The following is a 15,379-nucleotide window of genomic DNA, read 5'->3' as shown; positions in this document are numbered from 1 at the left end:
TCCTACAAGGCTTGGCGAAACAACGTCGCGACATCGTGGACGGTCATGTCGCGGGGATTGGTCGTCATGCACACGTCCAGTACGGCGAGAGAACTGAGCAGGTCGATTTGCTCTGGATGCAGCCCGATGGCCGACAACGATTGGGGCACCTCGAGATCGCTTACCAGCTCCTTGACTGCTTTGAGTGTGAGACGAGAGGCGGCATGTGTGCTCAAGCCCGCCGTGTTTTCACCGAGACATTCTGCGATTTGCCTGTATTTTTCCGGTGCCGCGATGTAGTTGTACTCGAGTACGTGGGGGAGCAGAATGGCATTCACCTCGCCATGCGGAGCGTCGAGGAAACCCCCGAGCTGATGGGACATGGCATGCACAGCACCGAGTATGGCGTTGGAAAAAGCGATCCCGGCTTGAAGACTCGCCATGGCCATCGCTTGCTTGGCCTCGGTATTGTATTGACTGGCGACAGAGGGGCGCAAATGCTTGGCGATGAGACGCATGGCTTGCAGCGAATGCACCTCGGTAAGCGGTGTTGCGGCGAGCGAAATATACGATTCAATGGCATGTGTCAACACATCTATGCCTGTATTGGCAGTGAGCAGCTTGTCCTTGGTCATCAAGGTTTGCGGATCGATGATGGCGATATCGGGTATGAGCGACTTGGAGATGATCGCCATCTTCACCTTGCGTGCACTGTCTACAATGATGGAAAATTGCGAAACCTCCGAACCGGATCCGGCTGTCGTCGGTACCATCACCATGGGAGGAAGGGGATGTTGGATATTGTCGACGCCTTCGTATTGGACGATGCTGCCCTCGTTGGTAGCCAACAGCGCGATTGCCTTGGCTGCATCGATGGCACTGCCTCCACCTACACCGAGAATGGCATTGCATTCCTTGGCGCGATATTCAGCAATCCCGGCATGAATCTCGTAATCTTTCGGATTGGCTGTCACGTTGGTCCATAAATGGTAATCGAGTTTTTGCTGCTGCAAGTAAGAGATGATCCGCTCGATCCAGCCTGCGTTTGCCACCCCTGGATCACTGACAAGAAAGACGCGAGAAGCTCCCAATCGGCGCAAGCTTTCCCCTACCTGTCCGAGAGACTGGTTCCCGAAAATAATTTCCGGTGTCATGAACTTGGATATTTGCATGCGTTCGCCCCCCTTTTTCTACTACGTAGTAATACCGCAGGCAAGGATGAATACCCTTTTTCGGCCAAAAGGTTGGCAAGTGGGCCGTTTTTTCGGCTCATGTGCCGCCATATCGGCTGCTGCGAAGAAAGGAAGCGGTCAGATGATTGGATTTTTAAGCGCTTTCATGTTGGCATACTGCTTGCAATTAGTAGAAGGCGGGAAGAACACCTGCCCTTTGCGCACATGCCTGAAGGGGTAAAAAGAGGAGGAAGGTCAAGATGAAAGCAGCAGTAGTCAACGAGTTCCATCAAAAGCTGGAAGTAAAGGAAGTCGCGATTCCACATGTCGGACACGGTGAGGTTCTGGTAAAAATCAAGACGTGCGGTGTCTGCCATACGGACCTGCATGCGGCACATGGGGATTGGCCTGTGAAGCCAAAGCTGCCTTTGATTCCTGGGCATGAGGGCGTAGGTGTTGTCGAAAAGCTGGGGGAAGGCGTTACCTCGCTGAAAGTGGGTGATCGGGTAGGAATTCCGTGGCTCTTCTCCGCTTGCGGCGAATGCGACTACTGCCTGACTGGGTGGGAGACACTGTGCATGCAGCAGTTAAATGGGGGCTATTCGGCTGACGGCGCCTATGCGGAATATTGCGTAGCACCTGCTGCTTACGTGGCACGTATTCCTGATGAGCTGGGCGATGTGGAAGCAGCGCCGATTCTGTGCGCAGGGGTAACCACGTATAAAGCATTGAAGGTAGCAAACGTGAAGCCGGGTGAATGGGTAGCGATCTACGGCATCGGCGGCTTGGGACATGTGGCTCTCCAATATGCCAAGGCGATGGGGTACAACGTCGTAGCGGTCGATATTCACAAGGAAAAGCTGGATTTGGCAAAAGAACTGGGGGCAGATGTGACAGTAAACGGCAGCGAGGTTGATCCGGTACAAGCCATTCAGGAGCAGGTGGGCGGTGTCCACGGGGCGATCAGCGTGGCAGTCACCAAGAAGGCGTTTGAACAAGCCTATAAATCCGTTCGACGCGGTGGTTCTCTTGTCGTTGTTGGATTGCCAAATGCAGAGCTGCCGATCCCGATTTTTGACACGGTGCTGAATGGCGTGACGGTGAAAGGCTCCATCGTGGGGACGCGCAAGGATATGCAAGAAGCACTTGATTTTGCAGCACGTGGCAAGGTTCGCGCGATCATCGAGACGCAGCCGCTGGATCAGATCAACGAAGTGTTGGAGCGTTTGGAAAAAGGACAAATCAATGGGCGGGTTGTTTTGACGATGGAGTAATGGAAGGATAGGTGAAGCTGTTGTCGGGCTATGCTTTTCGTAAGCATGGGCTGGGCGACAGCTTTTTATTTGTATGAATGGAAGTGGCTTGGTAGTGGTTTTCACCTGATGGGGAAGTAGCCAATCCATTATTCATCCACCGACCCAATATAGGTGACTACTATGTGCTATTCCCACACTGATGTTCAAAATTTGATAAAACTAAGACCCTTTTTGATAAAAATTGACAAATGGGAAATATTGTGAAATTATATTTTTACAATATTTGGAGGTTGATGTAATTTGAGTAAGATGAGCAGAGTTGTTTTTTCTATAACAACTATCCTCGGACTAGTTGTTGGTGGAGGCACTATTCTCGCTAGACCGGATTATGTTTGGGACTTTGAAGACTTTTATTCGTATGCTGTTGACTCAAAAGCAGATCCTGGGAATGTTTTTCTTAGTGGTTACACGAAAGGTACTGGTCCAGATTTAAGAAAAGTAACGACTTCCTCTAAGTTTTATAAAAATGGGACTTATATCACATCTGAAACGGAAAGTGACACTGGTAGAGACGCTTGGACTAAGACATCATACTATACTAGACCGGGTACAACGGAAGCAGAAGTAAAAACGGTTCACAAAGTTTATACTCTTGATGGCTCTTACTTATCTGAGACTAGTGCAGCTAGTTGGAAAAAGAAGAAATAGGAGGGAAAATTAAATGATGAAGAAAATGATACCTTTGTGCATTGGACTTGTTTTTTTAGTTATGATTGGTCCTAATGTATTGGCGGATAAAGGAATTCCTCAATTAACAGATTCCTCACAAAAATATCAGAGTGAAACTTTAGATAAACTGGGAATACGATCTGCTAATTCTTCATTCATGAAGAACGATACTTCTAGTTTTTCTGCTCTTGATACCGTAGTGGATGACGAGGGCAAAGAGTGGATCTATGTTTCGTATTTACATAGCAACTTAATAGAAGAGCAATTAAAAGAGAAATACTCTAGAGAAGTGTCTACTTCATTTATAGATGTTCAAGAGCAGATCTTAGATCCGATTATACAGGAAGGAGATACTATACCTGTCTTGTTAGTCAATGAGGACCTTACTTTTGGAAAAATGGCTTACTTACAAGAAGAAGGGAATGGGGATCTTATCCTTGCTGAGTTTGAATTAGACGAGGATAGCCAACAATGGGTAATCACTAAAGAAGCAAAATAATAAATGAATAAGTGAAGTGAAGCAACGTAGTACGGCTATCTCATAAGGCTAATTATGGCCAAGGGATAGCCTTTCATTTTTTCTTAGTATCCTGCAATAATTTGTAAAAAACCAGAAAAAAGACCTATGTAAAAACATGGATATATAATCTAGAATTTATGCGTTATGTAAAAAACAGGGATAATGGAGGCGTTTTTTTGAAGAAGTACCTAAGATTATTTTTAGCTTTCGTTCTATTATTAACAGTTTCAGTCCCAACAAGCTATCTTCCAAATGCGGTGCAAAGAGTGTCTGCGTCTAGTTTACAAGAGGTGAATCTCCCAAGTTCTGAAGAAAAGAAGGTTGATCAAAAAGTAAAATCATTATTCGCATCTCATGAAAAAGTGGAATTACGAGTCGGGGAATCGAGAAACGTTCGTATCTTCAGTGACTCTTATAGCAACAGTAGCGATGTAACTCAAGAGGTCTCTTGGACCCCAGAAAAGAAAGGCATTGTATCGATTAAAGACGGACAGTTTTCAGCAACAGCTATTGGTTCAACTTTGGTAACTGTTCAGTATGGAGAACAAGAATTAAAAATTCCAGTTCAAGTATCACCTAACCCGGAGAATCTAGAGATTAAGGCAAGTGAAAATGAAGGAATCGCCATTTTAAGTTGGGGAGATATGGATGCTGCTAGTTATACAGTGAAGCGAGGAGAAAATAAGAGAAAATACGAAGTTCTTGCGGCTGATCTGAAGAAGAACACTTTTTCTGATGATACAGTTAAACCTGGTACAACCTATTACTATTGGGTTGAAGCACACTTATCTAATGGAGATACCGTTGTTTCAAAGCCAGTAAAAATCAAAATAAAAAAAAGACAGAATGACTTTACATTAGAAACTGATTCTACTAGCCTTGACCTTCAAATCGGTGAATCCAAATCAATAGAAATCATTGCGAAGTTTACAGATGGTACGACTAGAGATGTAAGCACCAAGATAAAATGGAAAGTCGAAGATGAGAGTATAGTTTCGATAACCAACGAAAAGATAGAAGCAATGAATGCAGGGAAAACGAGGATCATCGGATTTTACAATCAAAAAGAAATCCCACTGGAAGTATCTGTTGGTACCGATGAATCTATTCACCTTAGTGCGCAACAAGAAGACGAAGAAATCCAATTGACTTGGAGTGAATGGTCAGAAAACTCAAAGTATATTGTACAACGTCGAGTTGGTAATGAAGACTTCGAACAAATAACGGATGAATTGTGGGCAACAAATTATAAGGATACCTCATTACAAAAGGGAGCCACTCATGAGTATAGAATTATTGGGCTTGGCACTGATGGATCACAAACTTTATCAAATGTAACTACTGTACAGATACATCAGGATGAACCTACATTAATTCCTTCTCTTCATAAAGTAGCTTTACATGTAGGTGGTGAAAAACAAGTAACCGTTGAGCTTCAAAATCCAGATGGCACAATGAAAGACGTTACAAACGAAGCTCTGTGGAAGGTAAAAGATGAAACGATTATTAGTGTTAGTCAGGGCAAGATAACAGCACATGCTGTAGGTACAACACTAATTAGTGCTTATTATGAAGATAAGATGGTAGATATTGAAATTGATGTAGCAGATCTTCAAGAACGTATTCATCTTGATGTAACTCCAACAATGAATGGGAATGTTCTTCGTTGGAATACGGAAGATAAAATTACGAGTTATAGCGTAAAAATGCGCAGTAGCAATTCCAAAAGTTATGAAGAGATAATTTCAAAACTAGTGCAAACCTCCTATGTAGATCATGCCTCTGCTCAAAATGTTGATGAATCTAGATACTATGTAGTAACTGGTATGACTGAAAACGGTGAAATGCTTCTCTCGAATGAGATAGAAATTACCTCACAAAAGAATGCATGGAATTCCGTTCTTCCTGAGGAGATCAAACCATTAAGAACACCTGGTCCTGTCGAAGACACGATCGGAGCTTCAGGCTATAACTGGTATTCTATAACGTTACAAGAGGGTCATACGCTTAGCGTATTTACACCAGATCTTCAGGGGAGTGGGACTTCTAAAGACATTTACAGTGATCCAACTCAATCATCATTAGCTTACACAACAAAGAATATCTTAACATATACACCCAAAACCAGCGGTACTTACTATATTAAAATAAAGGGCAACAGTGGACAAAAAATTACGATCTCTGCTGGTGACGGATCTAGCTTTGAGCAAGCATATGCAATCGTTTTTGATAAAGACGACAAGAAGAATATAGGGAAAATCTCGGGTCCTGGAAACGACAGTATATACTTTACTGCGGAGTTGACAGAGGGATTTAACTATCACATTTGGGGAGACCTGTCAGCTAAAGGCTGGGTCTTGTACGATAGCAAACAACGAGAGATTTTAACTGGTACTACTGCACGTGCTGATATCAAGGTTGATACAAGTGGAACATACTACATTAAATTGTTAACCGGCGAGAATGCTGGGGAGCACCAATACTATATTCTTAAATCTATCCCACTTTCCGTATCTACACCTCAAAGCTATACGATTGGGCCTGAAAAGAAAATATGGTATCAAGTGAAAGCAAAAGCGAATCATACCTTAAGAGTTTATACGCCAGGCTTGAGTGGTTTTGGTACTGGTAAGTACTTATACGATGATCCGAACAAACCTGCTATAAAAACGGTTTCTGCAGACACTCTTACTTTTATCCCTACGGAAACGAGTACCTATTTTATAGTAATTTCGGGGAGTAGCGGAAAGACATTTTCTATCACAGCTGGTGATGGATCTGATCTTAACCAAGCGCATTCAGTTTCTTTGGAGTGGGCAAAAGGAACGACTGCTACTTTTTCCACTCCGAGTAATGATAGCATCTTCTTTCGGACGGAATTAAAAGCAGGATTCAATTATCATCTTTGGGGGACAGGTTCCTCTCAGATTAAAGGCTGGGTCTTGTACGATAGTGCAAAGAAAGAAATCCTATCCGATACTACTTCACGTATGGATATAAGAATCGAGACAAGCGGAACGTATTATATCAAGATGCTAACTGGAGGAAGTGGTGGAGAAAATAAGTATGAATGGCTCGTATCCATACCAGTATCATTACCAGGCCCTCAGACAGATAGTTTTGGCTCATCTAAAGACATTTGGTACATTGTAAAGGCACAAGCAAATCAAACTATTAAAATAGTGCAAAAAGGACTCAGTTGGACAGGATCACTAACACTTTATGATGATCCAAATGGTTCGAAAATTGTATCTTCTTCGGCCGATACTCTTACTTATACTCCCTTGAGCTCGGGGATATATTTTATTCGGATAACCGATCAGTATAAAGATCCTGGTGATGTGGTTACGATCAATATAGAAGGGGTAGAACCATGGCAGCCCCCCTCAACATCGCCATCTCCTAATCCAGACCCTGTAAATATTGAAATCTTGAAAGAAAATGAGTCTATTGATGTAACAGCCAACTCTGGTAAGAGTTTGTACTACAAATTTACTCCTTTAGCTTCTGGGAACTATCGATTTTTTACCAGTCCATATAAGAATGAAGGACCCGAAAACGATACGTACCTTCAATTATATTCTGATGATTCATTTACAACATTATTGGCAGAGAACGATAACGTTCCGGATGGTCCATATGGAGATCTCTTCTCAAAGCTCGAATATAATGTGAGCGCAGGCACTAGTTACTATTTGAAACTAAGCTCTCATAATGACAGCTTGAATACGCGCATTACGGTTGAAGCTGTGGATGCTGATAGCACAAGAGAAGGAGCCATTCCAGCTAACTGGAATGAAATATACACGGATCGATTATCATCCCGTTATGACGTTGATTACTTCGTTCTCACAGCAAAAGAAATGGCTTACATGAACCTTTATGTCACAAATAACATGTTAATATTGGAAGACTCCCACGGTAATATGCTCCAAACATTCCATGCGGATGAGCAAAATACGTTATTTGTGACTGAGACATCTGGAACCTACTATGCAAAAGTTGTTTGGAATAAAGACCAAAAAATACTTACTAGATCGGATATATCCACATTATCGCCGGAGATAGGTGGCAGTTATCAGGCAGGCTTTCATGATCCAAAACGAATTTCCAGTAATTTCGCCCTGGATACCACGCCAGGCTTTGAAAAATCGTTAACAGTGCAATGGAGATTTTCTAATCCCCATCAAAGTGTCAAAATTCAAGTTCTAAGGCAGAATACAGTCGTATATGAGGAGACTAGAACTAACCTAGAGGCTACGTATCAAACATTTACTTGGAATGGCCGCTATACAAAAGTGAACCCCGGCCAATGGGCTCCAACCGACGTATACTTTATCAAGATCGTGGCTTCTGATGCACCAAAGTATCCAATTACTTTACCGATTAGTGTAGTAAATACAATCCCAACTGAAGAATATGATGTCCAGTACCTAATCTCTAACTACAATAGCAGCATATCTAGTGAAACCATCCGTAAATCGCAAGAGAAATTAAAGGCTATGATGTTCTACGATGGTCCTATTACGGGTAGGTATGATGAAGAATTCTTGATGTCTGTAATTGCCTTTGAAGCAGTTCTCAACAGAAGTACGCACGTTTCACTCAATGTTAACGTTGGAGGAGGAGAGATACTTAAAGAGCAAGGGGAATTAACGAACCAGTTAGTTCATTACATTAACAGCGGAAGAGCAACCGGAAAAGATAAGTACGGACTCTATGCCCAGTTCCTATTTTCTGGAGATATTGTCATATATGAAACCGGTGCCGCACTCGTTCCAGCGTTCCGTTTAACAAAGATTGGCGGAAAGCTAGTCAAAAAAGCAGCTAAGACTATAGATGAACTATTCGAATGCAATTGCTTTACAGCAGGAACAAAGGTATTAATGGAAGACGGAGAAAAGAATATTGAAGACATTGTGGTCGGAGATAAAGTTCTTTCAAAAGATGAGAAGACAGGTGAGATTGCTTACAAGAAAGTTACACATCTACATCGAAACAAAAAAGAATACATCTACGAATTGAGTGTTGGAAACCAGATCATTGAAACAACCGCTAATCATCCGTTCTGGGTCGAAGGAAGACAATGGGTTCTTGCTGTAGATCTACAGGTTGGTGATCTGTTAAAACAAAGTAACGGGAATACCTTAAAAATAGAAAAAATCAATGTAGTCAAACATGATGAAAAAGTCAAGGTATACAATTTTACAGTTGAGGATTTCAACACGTACTTTGTGACTGACTTAGGAATATGGGTTCATAATATCGGTAATTGCGAATGGGATGATATTGAAAAGTAAAACTTTGCCCCAAATGCTAGAAGACATATCCTTGAAGGAGAAATTAACGAAAAAGGAAAAGCTGTAGGTTGGCATCATGAGCCGAGTTCGAGAACTAATCGAATTGTCGGAAGCCAAACAAATCCTGATTCACACGGTGTATACGATGGAGTAGTAGATATTTTTAATGGCACATCTTATGTCAGGAAAGAGCAAACATCGTCCTTCTTTCCAAAACATTGGTCTGCTGATGATGTAATGACGGCCATTTATGAAGTGTATGTTGACGCAATCCCCTCCATAAAGCCTAGTGGAACGGAATTTATACGCAAATGGGAAGGTAGGCATTCCTCTGGCATTAAAATTGAAATGTGGCTAGACAAGGATGGAAGGATTACTACAGCTTACCCAATTTATGAACCATAATCTAGGAGGAACCCTATGATACCTTACGAAATTGTTTTCGATGATAAGGCAGATAAACTACGAATTTGCTTACCAGAACATTTATCGATTGTAGAAGAATTTTTAGAAGTCGAGGTTCGGTCGGAACTCTCGAAAAACTTAATTTTAGATCGGATACAAAGAGTGGTATCAGGTGAAGAGGAAGTATCAGATGGTACTGGAAATTTATACAGTTCCGAAATACGGAGGGATTATACTCGAATTTATAACTCATACGTTGAGGAAGAATTAGAAGCGGGTATAGACACTGGCGAGGACTTGGAGTCAATCATTGAAACAAGATATTTTGCAGAGCTAGTTACGATTTGGATGGATGCTCTAAGTGAGCATCGACAACAACAACGTGATTCTACGAAATGATTGAAAGAACGGATAGTATTAAAGAAGACAGAAGTAGATAGCCACAAAAAGCCGCTTGTTTAGTTAAGCGGCTTTTTCGTAAATACCTTCATGTACGCATAATATGATTGCTGTTGATCTATACCCATACCAATACTGGGTGTTATGACAGTAAATTATTGATGAGTGTAGTTTCATATCAAGTTATTCTTATCAAAATTATGTTTGACATGATCAACTCGATAGCACAACCTTAAGTCACATTCAATAAACCAATTGCTCGGCTTGCATAAAAGCTTTATCCACTCGATTTTGGTGAGGCTATGGAAACTTTCCAGATCACTTTATGGTTTAAATCTTCTCCACTCAATTGGAAATAAATAAGTGATAATTGCCTTATGGATTCCTACTAATAGTATTGCCCACTCTAAAGAGTTTGTTTTCCATCTCTTCCCCACTCTAGTAAAAAAGTGTAATCTATTTAAAAATGATTCAAATCGATTATATCATCCGTGGTTTATTGTGCTATCATATCCATAAAAAGGAATCATCAGGAGGGTGTATTTGCTGTGATTTCAGAGGGAAAAACCTTTGGGGGTATATTACGAGTATATCGAAATAGAGCAAACTTAACACTGACTGAGTTATCAGAAAGAACAGGTGTAGCTTCTGGAACAATTAGTAAGCTAGAATCCGATGCCTTTACTTTACCAAATATGCAGCATGTAATGAAACTGGCAAAAGTACTGGATATTCCACTTTATACAGCGATCGTACCTTATTTAGATAAAATGAAGCGCGAAGCGACACTTCGGTCTCTATTAGAGGCTGTGATGCAAGAGAAAAATGTGGTTCTTACCAACAAAGTAGCTTTGCAATTGCTAAATTGTCCCAAAAGCAATACATTTCTTTCTTTAGACTATTTGTATCAGACTGCAGGAACGGAAGGGAATGAAGAACTGCGCTTGGCTCTCTATGACGTGATCTGTGACTACTCACGTGAGCATGGAATTCCTCTGTATCTGGCAAGGTCGCTTTTCCAACGATATATGATTCGACGTGAAAATCTTAGCCAATTAGATCAAACCTATGTAGAGGGTAAGGAGCTATTACACTACACGTCCTATCTGCATATCAATGAGCGAATTTTGACCTACTATAAATTTTCCTTCCATGCCTTGCGTCTTGGATTCTATTCAGATTGTATCCATCTGTGTAAACAAGGTCTTGAAATCGACCATAGTCAGAGTGAGCAAAAAGCAGCAGCGATCCTTGCGATTATCATTTCCTATTTTGAGCTGGAAGACTACACATTGGGACATTTTTATCTGGAGAGATACGAAATGTTCGATTACCCCGAAGTACATAAACATGCCAGACATATTCGGGGGAAGTTATACGGAAAGACAGGGAAATTTGATAAGGCCATTCCGGTATTACAAGAATGTCTTGCGCAACAAGCACAAGATGACAAGATTGTGATCGCGAATGATTTGCTGGAGATTTATATTCAGGTAGGAGAAGAAAAGAAAATTCGTGAACTATTTTTAGCAGAAGCATCGATCTTGCCAAAGAATTTAACTACTCCGAATCAATACAATCAAATGGGACTGTATTTCCGGACGAAGGGCACCTTTTACATTCAAAAAAACGAAGCAGACTTAGGAATCGAGAGTCTTGTGGAGAGCGTGAATTACTATCGTGCAATCAATGAGATAAAACAGGCAGATAAGAGTCTTAGCGTTCTTTTTGAATTCTATGTGTCAAAGAAAAAAAATCTTCCTTTTGATATACTCCATAAATTGGTAAACGTGTATAATGGAAGTAATCATAGATCCAAACAGGAGGTATAGGTCATGAAGAAATGGATATTGTCTTTGTGTATGTTAACCGCCTTCATTACAATGCCAGTTTTAGTAGAACAACCAGCCAAGCAATCCAATCTGATTATACAATATGGCTGGCCAGAGCCTTGGTAATCATCTGAACAATACGATTAATGCCCTCCAATTGGAGGGCATTTGTTATACGTAAGACAACTTTTTCACTTGAGTATTTAGTTATAATTAATTATAACTAGTTATATATAGTTATAATTGGTGTGGAGGTAGCGGATGCAGATGGTGACGACGACGATGGTCAATTCGCAAAAATTATGGATGGTGGTTAAGCGGATGGAGCCGCATTTGATCCGCAATCAGGCCAATATGGAGAAGCTTTTGAAAATGCTGATGATCCACGATGTCGCCTCCGTGTCTGCAAAACGAGAAACGACCCCGCAGCAGGAAGGCTCCTCCTTTCACGGGCTGCGAATAGACGATGTTTCAACCGACGATATCAAAGAGCTTTGGAGCGAGTTCGAAAGCAATGAGACGTATGAAGCGAAGGTTGCCCATGCCATTATTCGTCTGATCGACCAAATCGAAATCGAAATCTAGCTAACTACCGTATGCTAGGTCCCGTCCGGACTGGCTATGGTAGTTTTTTTCTGCTTTCGCACACAATGGGCGCATGAGCCATAGGCTGTTGGTAGCTTTTTTGCTGAGGTGATACACATGAGACGCCCGGATAATCAGCCAGATTTTATTGGTGCCCTTTTCAGTATGATCCTTGGAGTCTTCATATCGTTCGAGGCCTATCGTCTGGAGGCATTTTCGACGTCGCTGTACGTAGGAGATCACACGCTGCCTGCGATTCTTGGCTTATTGTTTTTCTTGCTCGGAGGTGTGCTGCTCATCCAATCATTCCGTGAGACCGAGGAAGCCTCTTCGCCCAATCCCGAACCGCTTCTTCCTGGAAAAAGGCTGCGCCTGCTGCTTTGCTTTTTATTCCTGTTGCTGTATGTCTGGCTGCTTGGATCGATCGGTTACACAATGGCTACGCTCTTTGTCTCGTTTGCATTTTTTATACTGATCGGCAGCTACCGGTGGCGAACGTCCATCGTGTACTCCGTCCTTTTGACTGGGGGGCTGTATGTGGTATTCATATACTCGCTGCATATCACATTGCCTGGAGGAGATTTGTTTTAGAGCAAGCATGATAAGGAGGTGCTGATCATCGAGACGTTCCAACTGTTACTGGCTGGTTTTGCTTCAGCCCTCACGCCGGAGCATTTGCTCATGGCAGCACTCGGCGCTCTTATTGGCACCTTTGTAGGTGTATTGCCCGGTCTCGGTCCCACTTCTGCTATCGCGATTCTGCTTCCGGTGACAGCCGTACTGGAGCCGACACAAGGCATGATCATGCTGGCAGGTATTTATTACGGTGCCATGTATGGTGGCTCGACGACAGCGATTTTGCTCAATATCCCGGGGGAGCTATCATCAGTCCCCACGTGTCTGGATGGCTATCCGCTCGCGAAAAAAGGGAGAGGTGGGCCGGCATTGGGGATATCCGCACTGGCTTCGTTTGGTGCAGGGGTACTCGGGGTAATCGGACTCGTCTTTTTTGCTCCCATTTTGGCAGATCAAGCGTTAAAATTCGGACCACCTGAATATTTTGCGCTGATGATTCTGGCTCTCACGCTAATGGTCAGTCTATCAGGAGGATCATTGGTCAAATCGTTTTTGATGGGAGCATTCGGCTATACGCTCGCTTTAGTTGGGCTGGGACCATCCTCTGGCATGCCGCGCTTTGATTACGGCGTCCCCGCATTGGTCGGCGGTTTTGACATGATTAGTATCATCATCGGGTTGTTTGCAATTACGGAAGTCCTCAAAGGGATTGATGAAAAACGCACAGCTACCCTGATTGGCAAGCCAGGCAGTGTCTACCCGAAAAAGGAAGACTTGAGAGTAAGTGCCGGGCCTATGCTGAGAGGCGGGATTGTCGGCTTCTTTCTTGGATTGCTGCCGGGCTGTTCGGCTGCGATCACGTCGTTTTTGGCCTACGATATGGAGAAAAAGCTATCGAAGCATCCCGAGAAGTTCGGTCAGGGAACAATCGAAGGGGTAGCGGCACCAGAAGCAGCGAATAATGCGACGAGCAGCGCTGGCTTCATCCCGCTGTTTTCGCTCGGGATTCCCTCCTCACCGCCACTGGCGATTTTGTTGGCAGGCTTGATGATCTACGGATTGACGCCTGGTCCTGTTTTGTTTGAACAAAATGCAGGCTTTGTCTGGACGGTCATCGCCTCGATGTTCGTGGGGAATGCGATGCTTCTCGTACTGAACCTCCCGATGGTCTGGGTGTGGGTCAAATTGACAAGGGTACCATATGGCATCATGGCTCCGATCATCCTGATGTTCTGCACGATTGGGGCATACAGTGTGCGGAACAGTATGTTTGATGTGTGGGTGGCCTTTCTTTTTGGCGGACTTGGGTATGTCTTTTCCAAATATAAATGGCCAGTTGTTCCGCTGGTTTTGTGCTTCATTTTGGGACCTCTTCTGGAAGAATCCTTCATTCAAACGATGGCGATGGGCTCGGGGGATCTCAGCATTGTTTTGTTTCGACCTTTATCGTTGACCATCTTGCTGGCAGCAGGAGCACTCTTGATGATCTCGATGATGTTGAACCGCCGAACACAGCAACGGTTGAAAGAAGAGCGAGACCGGGGAGTAGATGTCGCGTAGGGAGGTAGAGTCATTGAAAGGATATAAACAATGGCTGGCTGTCATCATGTCGTTGCTTTTGGCGGCAGCCGTTAGCGCATGTGGAAATCAAGGTACAGCCGAGTCGGCCTACCCATCGAAGCAGGTGGAGTATATCGTACCGTATTCGGCCGGGGGTGGGGTCGACCTCGTGGCCAGAGCGGCAGCTGATTATTTGAGCAAGGAATGGGGGCAGCCGATCGTCGTCGTCAACAAGGCGGGAGGTGGTGGGGCAGTAGGAGCGGAGTATGCTTTAAAGCAAGCCAAAAACGATGGTTACACAGCGCTTGCTGTCAATGTATCCAATACGACGATGCTCGCTGCTGGGATGAAAACACCGCCGATTACGAACGAGGATCAAGTCTATACGGCCAGGATTGGCAAAGGCACGCTTGCTTTTGCAGTTAAAGCTGATGCGCCTTGGAAAGATTTCGCTGAATTTTCCGCGTGGGTGCGCGCGAATCCGGAGCAGTTAACATGGACTTCTGTCGGGCCAGCGGGCTTTTCCGCTTTTGGGGTAGCAGAGTGGCTGGATGCGATTGGAGCTGACTTCGCCAAGACGAGAATGATTGTGACAAAAGGAGCTTCCGACTCCGTCCCGAAAGTCGCTGGAGGTCACGCCATTTTGGCGGTGCATACAGTGGGGGAGATCATGCCGATGCTGCAAGCGGGCAAGGTCAAAATCCTCGCTGTATCCGGTAACACGAGAAGCCTGTTCCTGCCTGACGTTCCGACTGCGGGGGAGCAAGGGATACAAGGCTTGTCGGTTTTCTGGTGGACGGGAGTATCTTTTGCCAAAGGAACGCCAGAGTCGGTTATTCGCAAATGGGAAGAAGCGATTGCCAAGATGGAAAAGGACCCAGCCTTTTTGCAAAAGCTGAGTGAAATCCAGGTGGAGCCGGCATATGCGGCCAGTGAAGCATTTACGAAGGAAACGCAGGCGGAAACGACGTACTACTTGGAATTGGCGACCAAGAAGGGCATTCGAAAATAAGGGCGACGAAAGAAAAAAGGAGAATGGCTTCATAGCTGTTCTCCCTTTTCCATC

Annotated in this window: 12 protein-coding genes and 1 pseudogene; 12 read left to right on the top strand and 1 reads right to left on the bottom strand. The window is 43.7% G+C overall.

From position 1 onward, the window contains the following. Positions 1 to 2 precede the first annotated feature (2 nt). Complete coding sequence (locus AB432_RS24005) at positions 3 to 1,151, bottom strand: iron-containing alcohol dehydrogenase (RefSeq protein WP_048034422.1); 1,149 nt, start codon at positions 1,149 to 1,151, stop codon at positions 3 to 5. Positions 1,152 to 1,411: 260 nt separating this feature from the next. Between AB432_RS24005 and adhP the strand changes: the two genes are divergently transcribed. From adhP to AB432_RS23950, 12 genes and pseudogenes are all read left to right on the top strand, one after another. After that, positions 1,412 to 2,425 carry an alcohol dehydrogenase AdhP gene (gene adhP / locus AB432_RS24000; protein WP_048034421.1) on the top strand — a complete coding sequence of 338 codons (1,014 nt, stop codon included), beginning with the start codon at positions 1,412 to 1,414 and terminating at the stop codon, positions 2,423 to 2,425. 282 nt (positions 2,426 to 2,707) lie between these two features. Continuing rightward, complete coding sequence (locus AB432_RS23995; RefSeq protein ID WP_048034420.1) at positions 2,708 to 3,115, top strand: hypothetical protein; 408 nt, start codon at positions 2,708 to 2,710, stop codon at positions 3,113 to 3,115. A gap of 13 nt (positions 3,116 to 3,128) precedes the next feature. Then, positions 3,129 to 3,635, top strand: coding sequence for a hypothetical protein (locus tag AB432_RS23990; RefSeq protein ID WP_048034419.1), 507 nt, complete (start codon positions 3,129 to 3,131; stop codon positions 3,633 to 3,635). Between the two features lie 197 nt (positions 3,636 to 3,832). Further along, positions 3,833 to 8,956, top strand: a complete 5,124-nt coding sequence (locus tag AB432_RS23985; RefSeq protein ID WP_053079624.1) for a polymorphic toxin-type HINT domain-containing protein — start codon at positions 3,833 to 3,835, stop codon at positions 8,954 to 8,956. A gap of 24 nt (positions 8,957 to 8,980) precedes the next feature. Beyond that, positions 8,981 to 9,361: pseudogene (locus AB432_RS31555) on the top strand (EndoU domain-containing protein); the annotation flags it as partial. A 15-nt stretch (positions 9,362 to 9,376) separates the two neighbouring features. Then, a complete protein-coding gene (locus tag AB432_RS23975; RefSeq protein WP_048034418.1) occupies positions 9,377 to 9,760 on the top strand; it encodes a hypothetical protein in 384 nt (127 codons plus the stop codon). Positions 9,761 to 10,308: 548 nt separating this feature from the next. Further along, positions 10,309 to 11,592 carry a helix-turn-helix domain-containing protein gene (locus tag AB432_RS23970; RefSeq protein ID WP_048034417.1) on the top strand — a complete coding sequence of 428 codons (1,284 nt, stop codon included), beginning with the start codon at positions 10,309 to 10,311 and terminating at the stop codon, positions 11,590 to 11,592. Positions 11,593 to 11,595: 3 nt separating this feature from the next. After that, complete coding sequence (locus tag AB432_RS31370) at positions 11,596 to 11,718, top strand: hypothetical protein (protein WP_016742160.1); 123 nt, start codon at positions 11,596 to 11,598, stop codon at positions 11,716 to 11,718. Positions 11,719 to 11,853: 135 nt separating this feature from the next. Then, positions 11,854 to 12,177, top strand: a complete 324-nt coding sequence (locus AB432_RS23965) for an HD domain-containing protein (protein ID WP_048034416.1) — start codon at positions 11,854 to 11,856, stop codon at positions 12,175 to 12,177. Between the two features lie 117 nt (positions 12,178 to 12,294). Continuing rightward, positions 12,295 to 12,768, top strand: coding sequence for a tripartite tricarboxylate transporter TctB family protein (locus AB432_RS23960; RefSeq protein WP_048034415.1), 474 nt, complete (start codon positions 12,295 to 12,297; stop codon positions 12,766 to 12,768). Positions 12,769 to 12,786: 18 nt separating this feature from the next. Beyond that, entirely contained in the window at positions 12,787 to 14,313 is a 1,527-nt protein-coding gene (locus AB432_RS23955) for a tripartite tricarboxylate transporter permease (protein ID WP_082195989.1), read from the top strand. Then, a complete protein-coding gene (locus AB432_RS23950) occupies positions 14,303 to 15,325 on the top strand; it encodes a tripartite tricarboxylate transporter substrate binding protein (protein WP_048034414.1) in 1,023 nt (340 codons plus the stop codon). The genes AB432_RS23955 and AB432_RS23950 overlap by 11 nt, the downstream gene beginning before the upstream one ends. Positions 15,326 to 15,379: the final 54 nt, after the last annotated feature.

Source organism: Brevibacillus brevis (genome assembly GCF_001039275.2).
Lineage (GTDB): Bacteria > Bacillota > Bacilli > Brevibacillales > Brevibacillaceae > Brevibacillus > Brevibacillus brevis_C.
The sequence above is the reverse complement of the archived record's forward strand: the minus strand, read 5'-3'. Positions and strand labels throughout refer to the sequence as shown.